The organism is Paenalicyclobacillus macrosporangiidus (assembly GCF_900116805.1).
Taxonomy (GTDB): domain Bacteria; phylum Bacillota; class Bacilli; order Alicyclobacillales; family Alicyclobacillaceae; genus Alicyclobacillus_H; species Alicyclobacillus_H macrosporangiidus.
In genome coordinates this window covers 1-22,094 of the sequence record NZ_FPBV01000001.1, presented here as the reverse complement: position 1 = coordinate 22,094, position 22,094 = coordinate 1, and the positions used below count along the sequence as shown (strand labels likewise).

18 protein-coding genes and 1 pseudogene are annotated in these 22,094 nt (G+C 58.3%); 6 read left to right on the top strand and 13 right to left on the bottom strand.

Annotation, left to right across the window (positions count from 1 at the left end; all coding sequences use genetic code 11):
• Window positions 1–260: 260 nt before the first annotated feature.
• The 4 genes from cas2 to BM357_RS00075 all read right to left on the bottom strand — a co-directional run bounded on the left by cas2 (window position 261) and on the right by BM357_RS00075 (window position 6,541).
• Window positions 261–554, bottom strand: a complete 294-nt coding sequence (gene cas2, locus BM357_RS00090; RefSeq protein WP_074949170.1) for a CRISPR-associated endonuclease Cas2 — start codon at window positions 552–554, stop codon at window positions 261–263.
• A 5-nt stretch (window positions 555–559) separates the two neighbouring features.
• Entirely contained in the window at window positions 560–2,251 is a 1,692-nt protein-coding gene (gene cas4g/cas1g / locus BM357_RS00085) for a CRISPR-associated endonuclease Cas4g/Cas1g (RefSeq protein ID WP_175511381.1), read from the bottom strand.
• A gap of 71 nt (window positions 2,252–2,322) precedes the next feature.
• Window positions 2,323–5,751 (bottom strand): type V CRISPR-associated protein Cas12b, encoded by a 3,429-nt coding sequence (gene cas12b, locus BM357_RS00080; protein ID WP_139234486.1) that lies wholly within the window; start codon window positions 5,749–5,751, stop codon window positions 2,323–2,325.
• A gap of 250 nt (window positions 5,752–6,001) precedes the next feature.
• Complete coding sequence (locus BM357_RS00075; RefSeq protein ID WP_074948405.1) at window positions 6,002–6,541, bottom strand: potassium channel family protein; 540 nt, start codon at window positions 6,539–6,541, stop codon at window positions 6,002–6,004.
• A gap of 323 nt (window positions 6,542–6,864) precedes the next feature.
• Here BM357_RS00075 and BM357_RS00070 point away from each other — a divergent pair, with 323 nt between their 5' ends.
• Window positions 6,865–8,199 (top strand): B12-binding domain-containing radical SAM protein, encoded by a 1,335-nt coding sequence (locus BM357_RS00070; RefSeq protein ID WP_175511380.1) that lies wholly within the window; start codon window positions 6,865–6,867, stop codon window positions 8,197–8,199.
• A 177-nt stretch (window positions 8,200–8,376) separates the two neighbouring features.
• Here the strand turns inward: BM357_RS00070 and BM357_RS00065 are convergent, their stop codons facing one another.
• Window positions 8,377–10,362 carry a S9 family peptidase gene (locus BM357_RS00065; protein WP_074948401.1) on the bottom strand — a complete coding sequence of 662 codons (1,986 nt, stop codon included), beginning with the start codon at window positions 10,360–10,362 and terminating at the stop codon, window positions 8,377–8,379.
• 142 nt (window positions 10,363–10,504) lie between these two features.
• Between BM357_RS00065 and BM357_RS00060 the strand changes: the two genes are divergently transcribed.
• The gene (locus BM357_RS00060; RefSeq protein ID WP_074948398.1) at window positions 10,505–11,179 is read left to right on the top strand and encodes a response regulator transcription factor; all 675 of its coding nucleotides are present in this window, start codon (window positions 10,505–10,507) and stop codon (window positions 11,177–11,179) included.
• On the top strand, window positions 11,170–12,345 hold the full coding sequence (locus tag BM357_RS00055; RefSeq protein WP_083430020.1) for a sensor histidine kinase: 1,176 nt from the start codon (window positions 11,170–11,172) through the stop codon (window positions 12,343–12,345). The genes BM357_RS00060 and BM357_RS00055 overlap by 10 nt, the downstream gene beginning before the upstream one ends.
• Window positions 12,346–12,458: 113 nt before the next feature.
• Here BM357_RS00055 and BM357_RS00050 read toward each other — a convergent pair whose 3' ends face one another.
• The 3 genes from BM357_RS00050 to BM357_RS18875 all read right to left on the bottom strand — a co-directional run bounded on the left by BM357_RS00050 (window position 12,459) and on the right by BM357_RS18875 (window position 15,677).
• A complete protein-coding gene (locus BM357_RS00050) occupies window positions 12,459–13,274 on the bottom strand; it encodes an ABC transporter permease (protein WP_074948396.1) in 816 nt (271 codons plus the stop codon).
• Window positions 13,271–14,266, bottom strand: a complete 996-nt coding sequence (locus BM357_RS00045) for an ATP-binding cassette domain-containing protein (RefSeq protein WP_074949166.1) — start codon at window positions 14,264–14,266, stop codon at window positions 13,271–13,273. The genes BM357_RS00050 and BM357_RS00045 overlap by 4 nt, the downstream gene beginning before the upstream one ends.
• A 289-nt stretch (window positions 14,267–14,555) precedes the next feature.
• Window positions 14,556–15,677, bottom strand: a complete 1,122-nt coding sequence (locus BM357_RS18875) for a molybdopterin-dependent oxidoreductase (RefSeq protein ID WP_083430090.1) — start codon at window positions 15,675–15,677, stop codon at window positions 14,556–14,558.
• A gap of 462 nt (window positions 15,678–16,139) precedes the next feature.
• Here BM357_RS18875 and BM357_RS00030 point away from each other — a divergent pair, with 462 nt between their 5' ends.
• Complete coding sequence (locus tag BM357_RS00030) at window positions 16,140–16,712, top strand: bifunctional transcriptional activator/DNA repair enzyme AdaA (RefSeq protein WP_074948392.1); 573 nt, start codon at window positions 16,140–16,142, stop codon at window positions 16,710–16,712.
• Window positions 16,713–16,937: 225 nt separating this feature from the next.
• Here BM357_RS00030 and BM357_RS00025 read toward each other — a convergent pair whose 3' ends face one another.
• The 5 genes and pseudogenes from BM357_RS00025 to BM357_RS00010 form a co-directional block, all read right to left on the bottom strand.
• Window positions 16,938–17,489 carry a peptidoglycan-binding domain-containing protein gene (locus BM357_RS00025; RefSeq protein ID WP_074948390.1) on the bottom strand — a complete coding sequence of 184 codons (552 nt, stop codon included), beginning with the start codon at window positions 17,487–17,489 and terminating at the stop codon, window positions 16,938–16,940.
• A 194-nt stretch (window positions 17,490–17,683) separates the two neighbouring features.
• Entirely contained in the window at window positions 17,684–18,094 is a 411-nt protein-coding gene (locus BM357_RS18870; protein ID WP_175511413.1) for a VOC family protein, read from the bottom strand.
• Between the two features lie 54 nt (window positions 18,095–18,148).
• Window positions 18,149–18,691, bottom strand: a pseudogene (locus tag BM357_RS18865) (GNAT family N-acetyltransferase); the annotation flags it as partial.
• Window positions 18,692–18,777: 86 nt separating this feature from the next.
• Window positions 18,778–19,293: a DNA topology modulation protein gene (locus tag BM357_RS00015; protein WP_074949161.1), complete on the bottom strand. Its 516-nt coding sequence runs from the start codon at window positions 19,291–19,293 to the stop codon at window positions 18,778–18,780.
• Between the two features lie 93 nt (window positions 19,294–19,386).
• A complete protein-coding gene (locus BM357_RS00010; RefSeq protein ID WP_074948386.1) occupies window positions 19,387–20,370 on the bottom strand; it encodes a glycosyltransferase in 984 nt (327 codons plus the stop codon).
• 163 nt (window positions 20,371–20,533) lie between these two features.
• Here BM357_RS00010 and BM357_RS00005 point away from each other — a divergent pair, with 163 nt between their 5' ends.
• Together BM357_RS00005 and BM357_RS19115 are read left to right on the top strand one after the other, a co-directional pair.
• Window positions 20,534–21,520: a DUF4855 domain-containing protein gene (locus tag BM357_RS00005; RefSeq protein ID WP_074948384.1), complete on the top strand. Its 987-nt coding sequence runs from the start codon at window positions 20,534–20,536 to the stop codon at window positions 21,518–21,520.
• A 177-nt stretch (window positions 21,521–21,697) separates the two neighbouring features.
• Entirely contained in the window at window positions 21,698–21,964 is a 267-nt protein-coding gene (locus BM357_RS19115; protein ID WP_139234485.1) for a hypothetical protein, read from the top strand.
• Window positions 21,965–22,094 lie beyond the last annotated feature (130 nt).

Below are 22,094 nucleotides of genomic sequence, written 5' to 3'. Positions count from 1 at the left end.
CAAAGCACCTCCGCGGTTTGGCGTCCTGCCTACGATTCGAGCGCCGCCCAGGCGTTTTGACCTGAACCGGCGCTCGAAATCGGACCGTTGAGCGGGCGATCATGTTGAAGCCAACGGGGTGTTCACTCCTGGAAAGAGTGCATTGGCACATCCCGTTGAATCTGCCGTCCTATAGATCGGCAATTCCAACATAATCGAATCCTGTCGACGCTGTCAAGTCCTCCCCATATCGTCGCCCTGCCGGCCGCCAGCCATTCGGTCTAAAACACAAGCCCCTTGAGGTCCAACGGAACGAACTCCCGTCCGATGCAAGTGATCTGCTTCTCCAAACGCTTCGAGTCCACCGGCCCTAGCCGGGCGAACAGAACCTGGTCCGTGGATGGATGAATCGCCTCCGCCAACCGGTACCGCAATTCAACCTCGTCCTGATCCGTCAGTTGGCACAAGAACACCGAATACTGCACATGCACGCCGTGCCCGCGCATGATCTTGTACACTCGCCGCCAACGCTTCGGATCACTCACGTCGTAACTTACCAGAACATACCGTCGCATGGACTTCACCGCGTCACCAGGGGCCGGTATTCGGGTAACTCCCCCATGAGATAGCGTGAAAGCAAACGGGCTTCCAACTCCAACATTCGCCGATAGCTCAGCCGGTAACCGAAGACCGGATGTGTCACCATCTCATGCATGCGCCGCTCGAATGCCAGGAAAAACTTCTTCCTTCCATGTTGCTTTAACGCGCACGCCTCGGGTCCCACGTAGAAATCGGACCATTCAATCTCGCCGGTATTCAATGTGCGAATGACCACGGAATCCGCTACGATGGCCCGGAACGGTTCCATCAGATCCAGAACCAAGGAGGGTCTTCCCGGTTCCACACGGTGATAGAATCCCAGCAGCGGATCGAGTCCGACAGCCGCCACCGCCGCGTAGAGCTCTCGAGTCAACAGCGAGTAGGCCAGGGACAGCAGAGCATTCACCGGGTCCTTGGGTGGCCGCCGGTTTCGCCCTTTCATGAGGACTTCCCCGGGCGGCACATCCTTCACCTTCAGCATGCACGGAAAGTTCTCCATATAAATCCTGGCTGCCAAGCCCTCGATCCCCAACAGCGCTGCCACGTCCGGCGCATCCATGGCCTTGTTGGCGCAGTCGCGCAAGTCCCGCAGAACCCGTTTGTCGATCCCGTTCCCATTTCGACGCAACATTGTCCTCTGGTTCAGGATCTTGGCTCGAATGACCGCACGAGCCAGTTGTGTTCTCGTGTCCTCCGAGTCAAAGTGTCTGAACTGCTCTCGCCGCACCAGGACGTTTTTCGTCGCGAGCGGGTGCGCCATTCCCACCAGTCGCCCGGCTGACGTCAGATAACTGACGGAGATCCCCTGCTCAAGGCATTCGTGAACCAACTGCGTGGACATCTGCACGTTGCCGAAGAGGGAAATGTGTCGCACATCCTTCATCGGCAGCGTGGTCCGTTGGCCGTCCGGACCGACGATGGCCAGTTCAAAGCCCGACTTGCCCACGTGGCTTCCATGGCCAGATACGTACACGGTGGCGAGATCGTCCCGCTGTGGCACGATATCGCGCACATGCGGGACCGCACCGTCGGGTGTCTCCGCGCCACCCAAGAGATGCAACGTTTCGTCGGGCAGGCAAATGGCGTTCAAAGAACAGCGAAAGCACTTGTTGGAATGGCGAAGCGGCAACGGCATGGGCTCGCGTTCCAATTCGTGCGCCCGCCGGATGACGGAACGCGTCGCCTCGATGAGCGCCTCGGAGAACTGCACCCGGATCGTCTTCCGATTGCCGCGATAGAAGATCTGCCCTGCCACCGTTTGAAACCCGTTGGCGCGAAGCAACAGACCCTGCGCGCACAACTGAATCTGGTCGTTGGGCCATGCCCCGCCTTCCAGTTCCCATTCGCCCACTCGAAACCTGTCGCTGTCCCGCGGAGCGCTGGCGTGTTTGGACTCAATCGGTTCCCACACCCCATCCTCGCGCCGCCGGATGGCATCCAATTTCCCGACGATGCCGAGTTCTTCGTCCCCGAGATAGAGGCTCTGCGGCGCCTCCTCCCATGCATCCGGTCCGACCTGGGATGGCCGTTGTCTCAACTCTGCCCGCCTGTGCTGCAGGGTGCCTTCCACGGTATCCGCCGATTCATCAAACAATCCCTGCACGTGCATGAGGTGAAAGAGACGCTCGCAGTACGCCAGTTCATTGAGCATCCGAATCGGGATCGCGCCCATCGATATCCCCCACATCCACCCTGTTTATCAATCCCCGTACCAGTCTTGGGTGGAAGTGGGCCGCAGTATACCTATCCTCTCACCTTTTCGGCCGCTCCCGACACAGAAAACCGCTCGGCCAACAAGGTTTCGATCCGGTTGTGGACCATGCCCCAAAACGCCCGTTGCGCGGTCCATCGCCCCCCATTGACGAAACCAGACGGGTCACGGAACAGGACGACAGACCTCTCGCGCGCGTCATCCGCCTCAGCGAGCAACTCCTGCTCTTCGTCCGACAGGTCGTCACCTTCCCCCTGCGAAGCCGAAGATCGGCGCCGGGTTTTGGCGTCTCCCACTGTAAAGCTGACACCGTCCTCCGACGTGAAGATGACCCCGCTGTACCTCTCCTTCACGCGCTGGTTCGTCAGCCTCGGGATGAGGACGACCGTGCCATCCTTCCCTTCACGCCGGTCACACCGAACCCGAATGTCGCTGAGGTCGAAGTTCTCCCACAACCGCCTCTGCAGATTGTGCGCCGCGTTGATGTCCGCATGGACGACGCGAACACCGGATGCCCCGCGGCCCGCGGGGGTCACCAGAAACTCCCCGTCACCGGTCGGGATGAGCTCGCCCGGCCGCAGAGCAGCAGCGTCCCGTTCCGTTTGCTTGAGATAGTGAGACAGCCAAATGGGGATGGACGGGGCATCTTTCAGCGGGATCGACGGCACTCTCCTGCACCGGATGCCCGGTGCGCCCGTCCGAGCATCGAACCGGGACGAGAACGCCGCCGGAATGGTGCCCACCAGCACGTCGTGAACCTGCGCCTGGTGGATCAACTCCTCCAACACGCCGCGGTGGCTCCACACCATCAATTGACTGTTTTCGCTCGGCGGGCGGTCATTGCTGAACCGGTACTCGCTCAACTCCTCCAACAGCACGAGCTGACAAGGCGGATACACAGCCTGCCACTGTCCGGCGCGGCGGCCGTCCGTGACGTACACGTATCCCAAGGCTTCCATGAGGATCCGATCCGCCAATTTCTTCAACCGATCCTTCTTGCCGTTGTCGATATGCTCCCGCAGCGCCACGGCGAAGCGGGAATCCCGCTCGGCGCGGACCACCTGGCCGGCCTGCACGGAGAAGGCGCTCCAACTCCGCAAGAACCGGTACTGTCGTTCGAGATAGTCCAGCTGCGCAAGGGAATGGCCCCCTGGAACGTCCCGGGCAATTCCCCTGATCTTCACCTTGTCTGCATTCCGACGGACCTCTTTTCGCCAGTCGCGCACCTGCTTGGCCAGTTGCCTCCATAAGGTGCGGACTGCCGCCTGTACCATCCGCCCCCACGCCTCGCCGGAAGCATCCCGATGCTGAGCCAGATACCTCACCTGTGCTTGGAACAAGTCCCACCAATCGGATGGCATCCGCTCTCCGCCGCGTTCCATGGAGGACTGAAGGCGTTCCCAGTTGCGATCCCGTTTCTGCTCATCCAGGACCCCGGTTCGAACGAGTAGCCGCAACGACGCCATCTGGGACCGCAGCCGGTTCAACCGATCCAGCCTCTGCTCCCGGATGCTGCGAACTTTCTTGGACTCCGTCTCACCCGGCAGGCGGATGAGGTGGGAGCGCTCATGGAGGGCGACGAGATGGTCCATACCATGAATGGGGAAAAAGAAGGGCTGGCGTCCATGCGCATCGGGCGTGAGCTCGTCCCTGTGCGCCACGCGAAACACCGAGATAGCGGCGGACGTCCGCAATCCCAGGTCTACGCTCATCACACGCAGGCCGCTCGTGAGCCCCCGTGACCCCGGGATGCCGGTGTCCGGGTGCTCCGCCAGATACCGCTCAATTTCGCCATATCTCACGATCACGCGGCGGGTTTGGTCGGAAATGTGAAACACGGCCGCATAGGGAGGATTGCGACGTCCTGCCTGCTCCGACTGGCTCTCCACGCGCAGGCTGAGGTTCAAAAACACCTCGCCCGCGTCGTCGGCAGGCGTCCCCGTCCGGCGTTGCGACGGCAAGCGGAATCCACAAAGGTACGCCTTCTCTTCGCGCCGTCCTTTGCGTACCAGCGCCGATCGACGGTACTGGATCTTCGCACCCCCGAACTGTCCGCGAAATGCGCCCGGGGCCGCGGGATCGCCGACGAAAACGTCAATCGGCGACGCGGCGTCGTTGGGGGCGAGCGCGTCCAACTGCCGGGAGGGTGCAATCGGCACGACAATCCCCTCCACCTCGGTCGGCACGCCGTCCCGCATCACGATCATCCGCTGAAACCGAACTCCGTGTCGTCCCTTTCCGAAGTGGTCGAAGAGAAAGTCGTATTTGAAGATGTTCGTACCCTCCGCGTTCTCGAACCGGGCCCACACCGGGTTCGAGCACGGACTTGGCAGCGTAAAGGTGGCGAACTGCTTCGCGTCCTCGAGTTTGTTCAACACTTCGTTATACGACGCCCAGCGCGACAAGAAACTTGGGTCCTCCCGCCACAGCGGCTGAAAGACAGGTTCCGCCAACTTCAAGAAGAGATCATGGGATCCGAACCTGCGAGGATTCTGGGCCTGACGCTTCCGGAGGATCTCATCGAATCGATCCACCGGTTCCCCTTCAGACAGCTTCAACCAGTCATCGATGATGCCGTCCGCCCCCCGCAGCGCGCGCTTTGTGATCCGGTGCGCCTGAGAGGATTTGGACTCGAACCCCGGCGACGCTTCTTTCATCTCCTGTTCCAGCCGTTGCGCCAGCGCGACCAGGTGCTCCTGCCCGGTGAAGTGCTTTTCCCGGAACCTGTCCCGCCGGTCCACCAACCGGGCAAACTCCGCCCCGACGCGTTCGTTCCAGGATTCCCAGGACATCAGGCGTTCCAAGGACTGTTGGAACATGTCGCGATCCCAGGCGCGCACGCCTTGATGTTTGCCCAACGGCATCCAGCGGATCGTTTTGTACGTCTCCGTGAACACGTCGAACAACGGCCTCAGGCCGTACATCTCGAGAGACGCAATCACCTGCTTCGTCGGATCCTTCGCTTTATTGGCTTCGTACCGGGCCTTCGCCTCCACCCAACGCGAATCCCCGGCCTCCTTCATGCCCATCCACGCCGGCTTGCGCCCAGACTTGGACGTGCCCTTTCCTCCCTCGGACTTCGGATCCGCCAATGGACTCAGGAAACCGCTGGCCAGCATCTGCGCCTGCCCCTTTTTCCCGACGGACTGCGGCACCAACAGCTCATACAGCCGCCTGGCGACGCCAAGCAACTCCTCGTCCGTGCCCGGGTCCCCGGTATGCCCATTGCGCTTCTGTCGATCCCGCAGCCGCACGAGCAACTCCTGCCGGCACTGCTCCGCCGTCATGTAGCACTCCTGCGCACCATCCTTGCCTCGCCGGTACAGGTTTCCCTGGCGCAGGAGGGCCAGCCATTCCGTGTAGTAGCGAACTCCCAAGTTGACTGCCTCGTGCAGGTGCCACAGCCCTTCCCGGATTTCCGGGAGGTGACCCAACATCAGCTTGACCTTGATGGATTTCACGGCCACGTTCATCCCTCACCCTGTCCGTCGTGGGTAAACCTTCATTTCTCCGCAGCTTGTCCAGATCCTACCTTGAATCTCAAATTTCAAACATCAAAAACCTTGCCACCCCTGGAGATACCACGAAAATGCGGCCTGAGGCGCCCGCTCCTTGTGGGCCCACAAAGGTGTGGCCCTCGGCCGGCTCGGGCAGATGGTGAGGGGGATCCCCCATGGACCATGGGCTGGCAAACATCTGCCGCTGCCCCCACTACCTTCCCCGCCGCCTGAAGAAGAGTTGTGAAATCTTCGATCCGAGCAAAGCCATCATCAACGTGCTCATGATCCAGCCCACCAGCATTTCCGTGGAGGCAAACTCTTTGGCCATCGCCGATGCAGGGGTCACATCGCCGTACCCGGTACCTGTAAAGGTGGTCACGCTGTAGTACAGGAATTCGTACCCGTGCCCGAACCGGTGCGGCCCGGCAAACGTCCCGTCAGGCATGGAAAACGACGCCGGATTCACACAGACAATCAGGTAATAGGCGAACGCAAACAGTTCCACCACCTGAAAGATGATGGACAACATGAACAGCACCGCCTGACGAATGCTCGCCCGAGGGAGAACCTTGAACCACTCGTAGACAATACCGATGGTCACTGCGGACAACACCAACAAATCCATCATCTGCAAACCCATGCCCCGCGTGGGTCGCGGAGGCGGATAGAGCCAACACAATATCGATACCTGCCCAATCAGGTAGCACAGGATCATGCACGTTCTCGCGGTGAATCGCAGACGGGCCAGCATGTACGGAGCCTCCTTGCCGAGCGCGGACAATCCCCGCCGCCTGCTGTCAACCTATTCACCGCCAGAGCAAATTATTTTGGCCCAAACCCCACTGTGGCCCCTCCATCATCGTTCGCAGGCTAAACCCGGACCACTCTTGTCTTCGCGACGTGATCGTTCCAACCACGCTTCTCCCTATCCCATGCAATCCAAAAGCCGGCCTTCATCATTTCCCTCCAAACGCTCAGTGAGTTCCGTAATTTGCTTAATTTATAGTATCATGGATACAAGAAGGAACGAAGGGGTTTGAAATGCACAAACGACAGACATCCAACAGGCGACGGGTGTTACTCATTACCGCCGAATCCGCAGAGTCCAGATATGTTCGTCACCGAAGACTGATCCGCTTCCCGCAATTGACCATGCCTCTCATCGCCGCGTACACGCCGGAACACTGGAACGTGATTCACGTGGACGAGATCGTGCAGAAAATTGACTTCAACATCGATGTCGATCTCGTCGGCATCACCGCCAACACGCCCGCCGCCCCGCACGCCTATGCCATTTCGGAGCGATTCCGATCCCGCGGGATCCCCACGGTCATCGGCGGACCTCACGCCACCCTCATGCCGGAGGAAGTCAAGGAACACGCGGATGCAGTGGTCATCGGTGAAGGGGAGACGGTTTGGCCGGTCCTTGTACAGGACGTGGAACAAGGCACCCTGAAGCCGTTTTACAGATGCACCCACTTGCCGGACTTGAAAAACATGCCCCACCCGCGTTGGGACTTGATCAAAGGGCGCGTGTACGGCAAGGGCATTACCATCGCCACGCGGGGCTGTCCATTCGCCTGTGATTACTGCACCATTCCTGCCATGTACCAGCGCAGAATGCGCTACCGGCCGATCGATGAAATCGTCGAAGAAGTGAAGGTGATGCCGGGCAAAGCCCTGATCTTTTGGGATGACAACATCGGAGCCAATCGGGAGTATGCCAAATCCCTGTTCCGAGCCATCGCTCCGTTCAAACGCTGGTGGACCAGCCAGGCCACCCACGACGTGGCCTTTGATGACGAGTTTATGGAACTGGCCGCAAAGAGTGGATGTAAAGCGCTCTTCCTCGGGCTGGAGACCATTTCGCAGGAGAGCCTGAACGGATCGAACAAACGTCACAACAAAGTGGAAGAATACAGGGAAGTCCTGCGCAGATTCCACTATGACGGGATTGCGGTGCAGGCGGGGACCGTGTTTGGCTTCGACGGCGACGACAAGAGCATCTTTCGCCGAACCGTGGAGTTTTACAAAGAGATCGGCTTGGACTCCGCAACCATCAGCGTGTTGGTCCCCTTCCCGAACACGCCCTTGTTCCGGCGTCTGGACGCGGAAGGAAGAATTCTCACCCGGGATTGGTCCAAGTACGACGGGAAAAAGCACGTCGTCTTCCAGCCCGCGCAAATGTCCCCGGAGGAATTGTTGATGGGGACCGAGTGGGCCGCACGACAGTTTTACTCTGCCTCTTCCATCTTTGAGCGGATGTGGAAGTCTCGAACCGGCCTGTGGTGGAACATCATTCGCAATATCGGATACAACCTTGCCCTGCGCAACTTCGGGAATATCGGTTACAACCCGGAAGACACTCCAGCTCCACCTGCGGGATCGCAAGTTGCCGGGACTTCGTAAAACAACTTTGGCCGCATCACGTCCAGACGAACCCGCGTTGCCGAATGCTGGCCCGCACCCAGGACAGGCTGCCATCCCGGCACGCTCGTCGCCAGACGTCGCAGGAGCAGGCCGTCCGGTCGCGTGCCTTCGAATCCCCTTCCAGGGTGCTGGGCCAGCCGCGGCAAACCGTATCTCTTATTTCATGTACCGGTCAAACCAGTCGATGATGGTACGCAAGCGATGCACCCGATGCCACGGTTTCCCGGTCCGGCTCATCCCGTGCGATTCATCCGGGTAGAGGACCATTTCCACCGTACGCCCCAGGTACTTCAGCGCGCTGTACAGCTGCTCAGCCTGCTCGATGGGCAAGCGGAAGTCCTTCTCCTGGTGCTCGATGAGCAGCGGCGTATGGATGTTCGAGGCGTATCGAAGCGGCGACTGCTGCCAGTACGGTTCCGGTTCTTCCCACCACGGTTTGGTCCCGTATTGCCGGACGCGGAGCCAGCCCATGTCGCTGGAGCCCATCGCACTGAACCGGTTGACCACCGACCTCATCGTCACGGCCGCCCGGAACCGCTGGGTGTGCGAGACAATCCAATTGACCATGAAGCCACCGTAACTCCCGCCGGCCACGCCCAGATTGTCCCCGTCCAGGTCAGACCAAGCCGCGAGAGCCGCGTCCAGCCCGGCCATGACATCGCGGTAGTCCTTGTCGCCCCATTGTCCCATGATCACGTCGCAGAAACGCTTGCCATACCCCGTCGATCCCCGCGGATTCGTGTACACCACCGCATACCCGGCCTGAACCAGACACTGAAACTCGTGAAAATACCGGTAGCCGTACATGGCCATCGGCCCGCCGTGGATCTCGAGAATGACGGGATGCTTGCCCGCCCCTTTCGGACGGATGCACCACGTGTGCACGCGGGTGCCGTCCGATTCGGTGGCCCACAGTTCCTCCGGCGCCACCGGACCGTTGGCTTCGGCATCGTCCGCCCAGGGAGTCGGCGCCCAGATGGCCGGCTGCTCCGCTTCCCCGAGGCGGGCCAGGACAATGCCGGACGGGTGAGTGGGATCGGAGATGGCCAGTGCAACCTCGTCCCCTTTGACCGCAAAATCATAGACGACACGCTTCTCGTCCCAGAGCCGGGTGACCTGACGACCAACACCAAACGACGCGAGGGTCACGCGGCCTTCGTCCGACAGGAGCATGAGAACCTGGTCCCCGCGCCACACGGGCTTTGCCGTGGAGAGCGCCGGCACGTCCGTCGAACTCTCGTCCCCGACATGCCGGTCCAAATGACTCGACAAGTCCGTGAGCACGCCGTTCGCGAGATCCCAGCGGTACAATGTCGTCAAACCGTAGCCCATTTCCTCCGGCTTGTCCGCATAGAACGCGAGATGCTTGCCATCGGGCGACACCTGCAGACCGCCGATGGACCAGTCTGGAAGCGGCACCCGCGTCCACTCACGCGTCTTCCACGAAAGCTGCTCCACGTGGGTGATGCCGGGATGGGGGCCCTCGGGATCGTAATCGCGGTGCAGGCAGAACAGACGTTCACCGTCCGGCGAGAAGACCGGGCCTCCGAAATGGTCTTTGCCGCTGGTCAGCAGCTCCGGATCCCCCTCGAGCGGTACCCAGACCAACTGGTCGCGGCCGTTGTCAAAGAAACCTTCACCGTCCAGTTTGTAATACTGGTGCTTGATGCGTTTGACATCGCGGTTGTAATACTGTTCAAGCTCGGCATCGGACGCGTCCGGGCCAGGATCGCAAGGTTTTGATTCTTTCCGGATTTTTCCCTCTTCGATGTGCGCGACCACAACCAGCCCCTGACTGTCCGGAGACCAAACAAAGTCCTTCACGCCACCCTGGATGGAGGTGAGCTGCGTCGGCTCTCCGCCCCGAAGCGGGAGGCACCAGACTTGGGCACTGCCGGATCTGCGGGACAAAAAGGCGAGCCATCGGCCGTCCGGCGAGGGCAGCGGCCGGAGATCCGAGGGGCCGTTCGTCAACGCGATTGGAGTCGGCGTGCCCGCCGACACATCCAGCATCATGATCCGTTGATGCATCTTGTTCGTCCGTTTGTCCGGGCGAGATTCACTGAAGTAAAGCCTCGGGCGCACAGGATCAAACGCAAGCTGGCCCCACGTGGCAATTTGAAAGAGATCCTCTATTCTCATCTGGCACTCTCCTCTCTCGATCCCGATCTTACCGCAGGTCCCCGCCCACGGAAACCCGGCATCCAGGCATCCGGTCGAACCCGATTGCCGCCCGGTGGATGGCTTGGTACGATGGACCTGTAGGAGGGGGCGAGGGGCAACCTTGACGACGGTGTTGGTTGTGGATGACGATGAGCACATTCGCGAATTGATTGCGCTGTACCTCAAGCAGGCCGGATTTTCGGTGATGGAGGCTGCAGACGGTCTGCAGGTGCTCGACATCTTGGACCGTGAAAGAGTGGACATGGTCATATTGGACGTCATGATGCCCAAGATCGACGGCTGGGAATTGTGCCGGCGGATTCGGGAAGAGTCCGCGCTGCCGGTCCTGATGCTGACGGCGCTGGGCGAAACTCCCCAAAAGGTCAAGGGTTTGCAATTGGGAGCGGACGATTATCTGGTGAAACCGTTCCACCCCGCGGAGCTGGTCGCGCGGGTGAAAGCGTTGCTGCGGAGGTACCGGATCAGCACCGAGCAGGTGATTCGGATCGGCGAGTTGTTCATGGACAGAAAGACGTTTGAAGTCAGGTTCGGCGGGCAAAGTCTATCCTTGCCGCGAAAGGAGTTCGAGCTGTTGTTCAAACTCGCCAGCTATCCCGGGCAAACGTTGTCGCGCGATCAATTGATTGAAGACATCTGGGGTTCCGACTTCGACGGTGACGAACGGACTGTGGATGTGCACATCAAACGGCTGCGGGATCGATTCCCCGAAGACAATGGTTCCTTTACGATTCGCACCGTCCGCGGCCTCGGATATCGCCTGGAGGTATGCTCATAGTGCGTATCCGCGACGGTCAAAGGCAACAAAACACACGGGTGGATCCTGGACACCCCACGTCCGCCACACCGTCCCCGCAAAGTCCGGATTCAAAAAAATCCATTGTCCTGCGCGTGTTGTTGTCCGCCTTGGTCTTCATGGCCGTCCTCGCCGTCTTTTTCCTCGCCTACTTCGCAGCGGCCGGCGTTTACGGATGGCTTGGCATGCAGCCAAAAGCGTACGTCGTGTACATGACATCGGTCATCGCAGCTTGGTTGCTGCTGCTGACAACAGGCGTTGTGATAGGGAAAATCACCGCTCCGAAGCAACACGCGTTTTGGCACTCCCTGTTGGACGCCATGCGCCAGATGGCGAAGGGGAATTTTAACATCCACATCGACGTCAACCAGGTACACGAACCGGGCGGCGGGAATCACCCGTTTCGGCAACTGGTACACACCATCAACAACATGGCGAAGGAACTGGCTCAATTGGAAGCGATGCGTCAGGAGTTCATCTCCAACGTGTCCCATGAGATTCAGTCACCGCTGACGTCGATTTCCGGATTTATCGACGTCTTGAAAAACGAGAACTTGTCCCCGGAGCAGCGGCAGCATTATCTGAGCATCATCGAGGCCGAGAGCAAGCGGTTGTCGAGGCTCGGCGACAATCTGCTGAAGCTGACTTCCCTCGAATCGGGATATCATCCGTTTTCTCCCGAACGCTTCAGGCTGGATCGGCAAATCCGGAATGTGGTGTTGTCCCTCGAACCCATGTGGACGCAGAAGTCCCTGGAAATTGACCTCTCCTTGCCTCACATCGAAATTGAGGCGGACAAAGACCTGGTCAACCACATCTGGATTAACCTGCTCTCCAACGCCATCAAATTCACTCCGCCACAGGGAAGTATTTTCATCTCGGCGCAAACGATGGATGACAAGTGGGCAGAAGTTTGCGTGCGAGATACCGGGATCGGCATGAAGAATGAGGAACTCGTCCGCATCTTTGAGCGGTTTTACAAAGCCGACAAAGCCCGCAGCGGCGGCGGAAGCGGCTTGGGTCTTTCCATCGTGAAGAAAATCGTCGACATGCACCACGGGGAGATCGACGTCGAGAGCCAGGTAGGCGTGGGTACGACGTTTGCCGTTCGTTTGCCCATTCGTCCTTCAGAATCCGGCCCCTCATAGTTCTTCGACGCACAGCGCAGAGGGACCGCCAACCTCCACAGAGGTCTGCGGTCCCTCGCTCTCCCGGACGAATCCTGTGCATGGTGCTGCCGGTGTTTGCCGTCGCGTACGGCTTACGTCCGCCGCATGTAGGCGCGTACCGTGAGCGGTGCGAAGATCACCACAATGACGGCGGCTCCGACGAGCGAAATGACGAGATCGCTGCCGACCGTCCCCGCATTCGCAAGATCGCGAACCGCCGTGATCAGATGCGAGAGGGGATTGATCTTCACGAACCACTGAAGCCAGTGCGGCATGGTATTCACGGGCACCAATGCGTTCGACAGGAACGTCAGAGGAAACAGGATGAGCATCGAAATTCCCTGTACGCTGGACGCGGTCCGCGCAATCACGCCGAAGAAGGCAAAGATCCAGCTGACCGCCCATGAGCACGCCATCACCAGAATCCCTGCGATGACCGTGTTCAGGAGACCGCCTCCAGGCCGATAGCCGATGATGTATCCCATGACCAAGGTGAGCACCGTCGCGATGGTGTACCGGACGGTGTCGGCCAACAGGGCGCCCGCCAAGGGCGCGATGCGGGCGATGGGCAGGGACTTGAATCGATCGAACACGCCTTTGTCCATGTCCTCCCGCAGTTGGACACCCGTGACAATCGAGGTCGTGATGACGGTCTGCACCAGGATTCCGGGAATGATGATCGGCAGATAGTTGTGCACATTCCCGGATACCGCCCCGCCAAAGATGTACGTGAACATCAGCGTGAAGACGATGGGTTGGAACGTCACGTCGAACAGTTGTTCAGGCGTCCTCCGGATCTTCAACAGCCCGCGATAGGCCATGGTGAAGGATTGGCTCAACGTCTGCCGGAAGCTCGTACGATTCCTGAGCGGACGCTGGATACCCGATGTCATGGGAATGCTGCTCATCTCTGCATCGCCTCCGCTTTGTTCAATTCCTCGTCCGACTGGGACTCATCCTCGACGCCATGCCCGGTGATGGTCAGAAACACCTCGTCGAGCGTCGGTTTCTGCACGCTCATCTCCGCCAGTTTAATGCCCGCCTCGCGCAGCCGGATCAGCAGATCCGTGACCCTGTCCGCGTCCATCATCGGTGCCGTGATCTTTCCCGAGACCGTGGACACAACCGACTGGACGCCGAGAACCCTGTTCACAATGCGGCGGGCTTCCTCCATATCCATCGGGTTATGAACCCGCAGGTGCAGCGACGACGTCCCCACCGAAGTTTTCAACTCATCCACCGTGCCCTCCGCGACCACCTTGCCGCGGTCAATGACCGCCACCCGGTCTGCGAGCTGATCCGCCTCGTCGAGATACTGGGTTGTCAGCAATACGGTCGATCCGCTCTTTACCAAACGCCGAATCACTTCCCACATGTGCGTTCTCGTGCGTGGATCGAGCCCCGTCGTCGGCTCATCCAGAAAGATGAGAGGCGGTTGAGCAATCAGGCTGGCAGCCAGGTCCAGCCGGCGGCGCATGCCTCCGGAGAAGTGTTTCAACGGACGTTTTGCGGCGTCGGTCAAACCGAATTCCTCCAATAGCTCCGCAGCCTTCCGCCGTGCCTCCGCGCGCCCCAACCCGAGCAACCGGGAAAAGATCACCAGATTCTCGGTCGCGCTGAGCGTCTCGTCCACCGAGGCGTACTGCCCCGTCACGCCAATCAGTTGACGCACAATCTGCGCTTCCTTCACCACATCGTATCCGAAAATGCGCGCCGAGCCTGCGTCCGGCCGCAACAGGGTCGCCAACATTCGCACGGTGGTGGTCTTCCCGGCCCCGTTCGGCCCCAGCACGCCGTAAATGGTTCCGGCACGCACCTTCAGATCGACCCCATCGACCGCTCGGTTGCTGCCAAAGCTCTTGACAAGACCACGCGCTTCAATGGCCCAATCCGTTTTCATCTTCACACTGTCCACGCGGATTCCTCCAATACCGTGAATCTGAGGGAAGCGTACCTCACACGTGTGAACTCAATATGAACAACGGGGAGGAATCACAGCCGTTCAGGAGGGCGCAGGGGTTCGGAGCCCACAAGCGCTTGTCATCGGCGTGGGGCTTCACCATGCGGGGGGATGGGAGGATTTTGGAGACGTCGCGTTCGTCTCCTTGCCCGGGACGAAAAGGGAGGCTCCTTTGTTGAGATCGTTTGTTGAGATCCTTTGTTGTATCGCCCGAGGATCGGTTTGGTGCCTACATCGGATTGCCGAGATAGGCCTCGTTGGGATACCCTCGCGCTTCCCAATAGCCGGTCAGCGGTTTGTCGCTGAATTCCACTCGGTTCACCCACTTGATGGACTTGTATCCGTACATCTTGGGAACCACCAAGCGCAACGGAAAACCCTGTTGCCTGCGTAGCGGTTGGCCGTTCAACTGATAGGCCAGCATCACGGTCGGGTCGAGGGCTTCAGACAGCGACAGAGACTCCGTGTACACACCGTCAAACGAGTAGAAGTGCACATAGCTGGCCGTCGTCGAAGGTTTCACCAAGTCTGCGAGTGTCTTCAGATGCACGCCCTTCCACTGGACATTTGGGACACTCCATCCCGTCACACAGTGAAAGTCCACCTGTTCCTGGATTGCCTCCAACGTCACGAGATCGTTCCATGTGAGCGTCGTCGGATGGGTCACCAAGCCATCGAGGGTCAGCCGGTAGGTCTTCAGGTCCGCAGCGGGATATCCGTCCGTAACCGTGTAATAGGCAGCAAAGTCGGTGGATGTACCGCCGGTTCCTGCCCCATTGTTCCCGGAGGTAAACGAGCGCCTCAGGAGGCCAACGGGATCCACAATGGTCAACACCACCGCACCGACGACCCCGGTCCCCAACCATTTCACGAACATTCTTCGCGTGGGATCCAAACCGGCATTCAGACCATCTCGGGCCGGCCGATAACCCATTGCTTTATACGTTGCATGAATGAGCAGCCATGCGGACAGCGCGTATGACATCCACCCGTGCCAGAGGAAAGCCCGGCTGCGCCAAGTTGTGGGAAAGCGGGTCACCTGCCAGATGAGAATCCCCGTCATCACAATGATGGCTCCGAACACCATGGGGATAAACCAGTCCAAACGGCGAATCCATTTGCCGGCGGGCAGCCGGGCCAGCAGCGGTGTGAGCAACGTCACGCCGAAGACGAGGCCGAATACGATGTGAACGTCATAGATCACCGGCAAGTACGGGATCAGCATGGCGTGAACACGAGGCGCGAACAGGGCCACGCCCGTCAACATTAACAGAACAAAGGAGATGATGGTGTAGGTATGGAGCTGGATCATCCACCGTGGCCACTTCCCAGATTTGAACCGCCACTTCATCACGCCATCCCCTCCCCCGGTCGTGCGACGCACGTTTTCCGGAATGGGCTCAAGTCCATTTTATTGTCGATATTCAGTTCACCCCCATTGAAGGGTAAAAACCGCAACCCTTGTAACCCCCGGGCAGATTCACGATTCGTTTCGAAGTAGCGTGTGATTGCCGGTGAGCTCAGCGTCGGCTCTTGCTTCTCCACCTGCTGTTCCAATTCCTTCCCCGCCATCATCCTCGAACCCACAAATTCCAGGTGAAAAGCTTCAAGGCGGTGATGTAGAATCGTGCCTCCAGCTAGATCACGGTAACCTTCAATGGACGTGACAGTGGGCGTTGCAGCATCTTGGCAAAGTCGGATCCCCGTTTAAACATGCGCGGACTCACACGCCTTTTGCCTTCTTGCTGTCATATTCCCAAACACTGACTCAACGGCCGAAATTGCGGTACAGTGAAATCAGGAGGCGGAATGTATGGACGAAGCACAGTGGAAGGCGATTGTGAACTGCGATGCCACATTCGACGGCCGGTTCTTCTACGGCGTGACCACCACCGGCATCTTCTGCCGCCCGTCCTGCCGGTCCCGCGCGCCGCTGCCGGAGCATGTCCGCATTTTCAAGAGTGCCGGCGAAGCGCAGGCCGCCGGATTCCGGCCCTGCAAACGTTGCCGCCCCGATACGCCCCTGCGGCCGGACGAAGAAATGGTGCATATGGTGAAAGCCATCGTAAATCGCCGCTTCGAAGAGCCCTTGACGTTGGAGTCCCTGGCGCAGGAACTGAGCATGAGCCCGTATCACCTGCACCGGACGTTCAAACGATGGACCGGCGTCACTCCAGCGGAGTACCTGTTCGCCAAACGGATCGAAGTGGCGAAAGAGGCGCTGCGTACCGAGCCCCTCCGAACCATCACGGACATCGCCCTCGCGGTGGGATTTCGGAGTGCATCGCACTTTTCCACCGTGTTTCGCAAGATGACCGGGTGCAGCCCGAAACACTACCGAACGCAGCATGGCACGGTGGGTACCGCCCAGGAGGCCGCAAGATGAACCCCGCGCCCACCTGCCGCCGGGTCATCGGCAATGCCGGAAGGCTCGGTTGGGATGTTTGTGATCTTCACCGTACTGGCGGCGCGTCTTTTCCGTTGGAGCGCGGATTCATGCGGCACAGAGAATGCTGCCGACGGGGTGTCGACAGCATCGGAACAGGATCGTTACCTTTACGGGTTCATCTCAGAGTTGCACAGGTCATGTATCTCATCGGAAGCAGCCGAGTTATTTTGGAAACAACCTGCTCCAGGTCAGAGGTCCGACGATGCCATCCGCGGTCAGTCCATGGACTTGTTGAAATGCGCGGACCGCGCTCAGCGTTTGTGGTCCAAAAATTCCATCAACGGTGCCAGAATGATAGCCCAGGCGATTCAGTTGATACTGAACTTCCTCCACAAACGGCCCTTGACTTCCGTATCGAACCAATACCCCAGGGTAACTCACCCATTTCAGGGCACTAAAAGAAATCCAACCGTTGTCACTCGCATCAAAGTACCAAACATTCGTGCCCCCAACCCTCTGCCCGTCCGTTACCTTGGTGAACCGTACCGTTTGGCCACCCGGCAGGATTTTCACTGTAGGATACGGAGTCGCTGGCCCTGTTCGGACACGCGCTCCGACGGAGACGGTTACACCAGCATAGTTCCCGTTGCTCGCCGCCTGTTGCCCAGCAGCGCTTTGGGTGGTTACAGCCTGTTCTGATCCCGCGGCAACCACCGTGATCGGCAGACCGGCCAGTGTGCAGGCAGCAGCCAACGTCAGCAACCTCTTCCTCATGAAGGACTCCTCCTTGGATGGACGTGGAAAGGCGTGACGGTGGAATTCCCATTCACCTCAGCGAATGCATTCACCCGACACCAACCGATTAGACGGCGAAGACAAGGTAATGGTTTCAAAACAATCCTTAAACTGGGCGCCCCGGACAAATCACGCTGGCTTTATGTACTTCTTCTCTTCATGGTTATCAGGCGTCACGGCGCCACCACCTCTACCTTGATACGATCCGGATCCTCGAAGAAGACCGCGTAGTGGTCCGGTCCGCCGGCATACGGGTGCCGATCCTCGTACAGGATGCTGACGCCACGTTGTCGGAGCAATTGCGTGATCTTATCGACCTGCGCACGAGAGGCGGCGTGAAAGGCCAGGTGGTTCAATCCCACGCGACGCCGATGATATGGCGGATGATGGTATCGTGGCTCGGCCTGGACGAACACGAGGTACGTATCCCCCAGCCTCCAGCTCCGCCCGCTGTGCCATTCCTGATACGGCTCGTATCCGAGCAGGCTCAGGAACCATCCCCAAAATTCCGCTGACCGACGAAGGTCCGACACGTTGATTTCAATGTGGTGCAGCGATCCCGAAGGACATCCGCACACCTGCATCCCGCCCGTTCGGCGGGTGTCGGTGCGTGCCGCAGACGGGGCTATGGCCCGCTGTTCCCACTCCTCGCGGAGCACACCCATGCGAATGGAATCATAGTACGCCCCGTTGTAATACCTGCACTTCCTCAGACGCCCTTCCAATTTCATCCCCAATTTCTCCGCGCACCGCATCATCCGTTCGTTTCCCGACCACGTGGTAAGCCCGATCCTCGGCAACGACGGCATGGATTTGAACAGGTGATCGATCCATAAACGGAGCGCCCGGGTACCGATACCCCCGTTCCAAAACGCGGGATCGTATATCACAATTCCAACTTCCAACCAATTGGACGGTTTGTGTTCCCAGTAATAGGACACGGTGCCTATCACAGCCCTCGACACTTCGATGACGAGCCGCGACGGCACGCCCTCATCCGCATCCAACCGTTCCTGAAGTTGCCTGCAGAATGACTCAAAGTCCCTGTACTCCAGCGGAAAGTATGGAGCGTCCCATTTCTTCCATTCCGGATCAGGCCGCCCATGGATGAAGTGCCACAGAACCGCATGGTCCCGTTCCTCAATGGGGCGAAGAACCAGGTCCCCATCCGTTAACACCATGTCATTGCGTTGCTCCTGCCTTGCCAAAACAGGGTCCTCCTTGGATTGCGAATCCGAGATGCGAAATGCTCCTCTGCCCGATGGCATCAGAAGGATTGTAATCCAGCCAAATACCTTTCAACCTGCTGCCTCGTGCTCAACCGAACGACCTGTTTCCCTTCTCGCCGCGCCTCTTCCAACCGCTGGACAATCCTCGCTTGCTCCCGCCGTCTGAATCCCCAGGCGTATCGAATGAAATCGAAATCCACCTTCTCGGGGCACCCCTCCGCCATGTCGGGCCTGATTTGACCACGATACCGGATAACCCTCTTGGCAATTCGCCAGAGGCACACCCGCCGTGGGAAGTCCAAGAATATCACCGTGTCCGCCGCTTGAATGCGAATGTCCATGGTGGCTCCGTAATGACCATCCATGATCCAAGACTCGTTTTGGATCAGTTGCTGTTGAAGCGTCTTCCACTCTTCCCTTGGCGTCCCAACCCACCCCGGTTTCCAGAACAGACGATCCAGGTGGTACACCTCAATCCCCGTGATGTCACCAAGCCTGCGGGCGAAGGTGGATTTGCCGGCCCCGGGCGAGCCGATGATGGCCACCTTTCTCACGCTCAGCCCCTCCTTTGACATCCGCGCGGGCTCCACGCTGACGAGTGCATTCGTCATCACCCCCCGTCTCACCTTCCTCTCGGATTGGCGGGATCACAGTGTCCTGTAGATTTCCAACAACTGTTGGGCCACCCGATCCACGGCATGGAACTGTTCGACAAACGCACGACTTCTCTTCCCAATGTCGTGCCGCAACTGCGCATTGTGTAGGAGTGGAAGCAGTACATCGGCCAAGTTTTCCGGTGTTGCCACGACAATCGGGAAGTCGGCCGGAAGGTGCGCTCTCACATCGTCACGAACGTACGCCACAACCACTTTTCCAAGGGCCATGGCTTCCACACTGAGCATTCCGTAAGTGCCGCTGAGAAGCTGGTCGACAATGATGTCACCGTGCGCATAGATTTCCATCGCTCTCGCATGTGGCATGTGCTCAATCAATTGGAATTCGAAGGGTACCATGGGTCGCAATCGCTCAACGGCCTGTTCAACATATTTGCTCCCTTTAAATTCGCGGTTCGTGGGAGCATGCAGGACCAGGGGAACCACACGCCCAGGGTCAGGATATACGGGCGCAATCTGTTTGACGTTGCAAGCCAGGGGTAATACGTGCACATGTTGATAATAGTCCTTGACGTATGGATACAACTCGTAGTCCTGTACGATCGCGGTCGGGATATACTCAGACAGCTGGCGTAAGTGGCGGTCAATTTCCTCGTCCGGGAAATAAGCATCTGTAAGTTCATAAGGATTCAGTTGCCGGGTACGCCACTTGGCTCGAACGTCGCCTCCCCAATGATGCATGACCATCTTTTTCCCCATGGCCTTCAACGCTGGCAATTCCGTATGTCCGACAGTGAGCGTGTCCCCATTGTGAAAATGCAACACATCGGCATCTCTCGTGAGATAGTAAGCGAAGTGCGCCAGCTCAAACGCATCCGTATTGATGATGTTTTCGTTGTACTGAATGTAGGATTGAAACCAGTTGTAGCCAGTGGCACGGATCCCGATGGAACGAAGCCCTCCGCAAAGCAATCCCATTTGACCAGCAATCTCGGTTGGAGCATGCAAAACGAACATGTCAACGCCCTCCTCCAAATCAACTCGTCGTATCATACAAGCGATTGTCACAGCGTGTTCGGGCCAGTGAGCACATTGGAAATCGCGTTGTGGTGAATGACCGGTTCGGAAGGAAGTGTTGACGCATACCATGCGCCAAGACATGGTAGGGGGGATTCCTGGCGTGAGCTACAAATATCTCTCTGGGCACGAACTCGGAATTGAAGACCAAATCGTCGTCCTACCTTGTGGTGGTCAAGAGGTATGGACCGAGCTGCTCCTCAAGCCGGCGCTCGAGTTCACCTTGCCAAATGGAAGCCATTTCGATCGCATGTTTCGTTCGTTTATCTTCATGTGTGTCGCGATCGGTACGGCATCCATGCACCCCTTGGCCCATCCGTTCGGGGAAGCGGCCGGAAAGGATACCTGGAAAAACTGGATCGAAGAATTGTATACCCCTGGACGAAATCTGGAAGCGCTGTGGAACGCCTCAAGTGATCCGGTCGACGTGTGGGTGTCGCTTCCCTATCCTCACCGTGGTCAATTGCATTTTGGAGACGTCAACGGAAAAACGCTGAATTTTGCCGATGATGGAGACCGTTTGGAGGCCCTCAAGTGGTGGATGGATGCGTTTTTGCAACGTTGGGAGCAGTCTCCGCAACTGCACAACAAGCTCATTTTTCGTGGCTTTGTATGGCTCAGGGAAGTCATACTGCCTGAAGAAGACGCACAGCTGGTCACCCGGGTCAATGAGGAAATTCATGCCCGCAATCGATTGACGCTGTGGCTGCCGAACTACGGATCGCATGCGTTCTGGGAATGGCGCCAATTTGGTTTTGACGTGGCTGCAGTGAACGCCAATTATTATGGGAAAGGACCGTATGCACGTGAGTGGGTTGAGTGGACGAGTATGGGTGCTCGAACCTACAACATGGGCATGCAGATTCCTTGCGGGCGCGGCCTCTTGTATGGTGACACCCATTTGATTGACTATTTTAACCTGGGGCTGCCTGAATACTGCGGCTACATCATGGACGCCGTCATCGTGTACCGATTCACCGACTATTCGATTCACATCATGTACAAAGAGGACTTTGAGAGCTACCGTCGTCTTTACACGTTTGTTCGCGGGATCTACCGAAAGACTTACTATACGGGTATGGACTATTGAATGCAGGAATGCTCCGCGGCCAGATATATATTCTTCAGTCTGCTGGCGGCACAGGCGACTTCAATCACGGCCTCTGGTAACCAGGCATCTCCTTTGCGAGTTGTGCCGCCGAATAAGACGGGCTTCCGTGTAACGAGTCCATTCCTTATGCGTCTAACATGCAGGGAGTTGAATCGCATGAGGAAACAGGTTGCAACAGCACTTCTTCTGTCGTTCATCTTGGCGGGGTGTGGCCACCCCACGTTTTCACCTGTTGCCACGCCACCAGATTTCATAATAGTTACAAAATATGACCAAACTCATGCAACCGCAAAGTTGGTTCGTGATTCCAGTACGATGAATGCCATTGTAACCGAGATCAACGCAGGCTCACTGAACATCATGCCGAATACAGACCGTGTTAAAGTCTCAAGTAGTGGTGTAAAATGCGTCGTCCACAATTGACGACGAAGCCACCGTGCGTGTCTACTAGAGTGTGTCGAAACAAACTAGTAGGAGGAACGCAACGATGGCTTCTGTCAATAGCTTCGCAGTTCTTGAGTGGATTCGCAAGCTCCAAGGCGTGGAAAATAAC

Excerpts from the sequence above, each read along its gene's own strand:
- BM357_RS00075 (WP_074948405.1), bottom strand. The coding sequence starts at position 6,541 with ATGCTGGCCCGTCTGCGATTCACCGCGAGAACGTGCATGATCCTGTGC.
- BM357_RS00025 (WP_074948390.1), bottom strand. The coding sequence starts at position 17,489 with ATGAGGAAGAGGTTGCTGACGTTGGCTGCTGCCTGCACACTGGCCGGT.
- BM357_RS18870 (WP_175511413.1), bottom strand. The coding sequence starts at position 18,094 with ATGCAGGTGTGCGGATGTCCTTCGGGATCGCTGCACCACATTGAAATC.
- BM357_RS00050 (WP_074948396.1), bottom strand. The coding sequence starts at position 13,274 with ATGAGCAGCATTCCCATGACATCGGGTATCCAGCGTCCGCTCAGGAAT.
- BM357_RS00055 (WP_083430020.1), top strand. The coding sequence starts at position 11,170 with ATGCTCATAGTGCGTATCCGCGACGGTCAAAGGCAACAAAACACACGG.
- BM357_RS19115 (WP_139234485.1), top strand. The coding sequence starts at position 21,698 with ATGAGGAAACAGGTTGCAACAGCACTTCTTCTGTCGTTCATCTTGGCG.
- cas4g/cas1g (WP_175511381.1), bottom strand. The coding sequence starts at position 2,251 with ATGGGCGCGATCCCGATTCGGATGCTCAATGAACTGGCGTACTGCGAG.
- BM357_RS00030 (WP_074948392.1), top strand. The coding sequence starts at position 16,140 with ATGGACGAAGCACAGTGGAAGGCGATTGTGAACTGCGATGCCACATTC.
- BM357_RS00045 (WP_074949166.1), bottom strand. The coding sequence starts at position 14,266 with ATGAAAACGGATTGGGCCATTGAAGCGCGTGGTCTTGTCAAGAGCTTT.
- BM357_RS00010 (WP_074948386.1), bottom strand. The coding sequence starts at position 20,370 with ATGTTCGTTTTGCATGCTCCAACCGAGATTGCTGGTCAAATGGGATTG.
- BM357_RS18875 (WP_083430090.1), bottom strand. The coding sequence starts at position 15,677 with ATGAAGTGGCGGTTCAAATCTGGGAAGTGGCCACGGTGGATGATCCAG.
- cas2 (WP_074949170.1), bottom strand. The coding sequence starts at position 554 with ATGCGACGGTATGTTCTGGTAAGTTACGACGTGAGTGATCCGAAGCGT.
- BM357_RS00065 (WP_074948401.1), bottom strand. The coding sequence starts at position 10,362 with ATGAGAATAGAGGATCTCTTTCAAATTGCCACGTGGGGCCAGCTTGCG.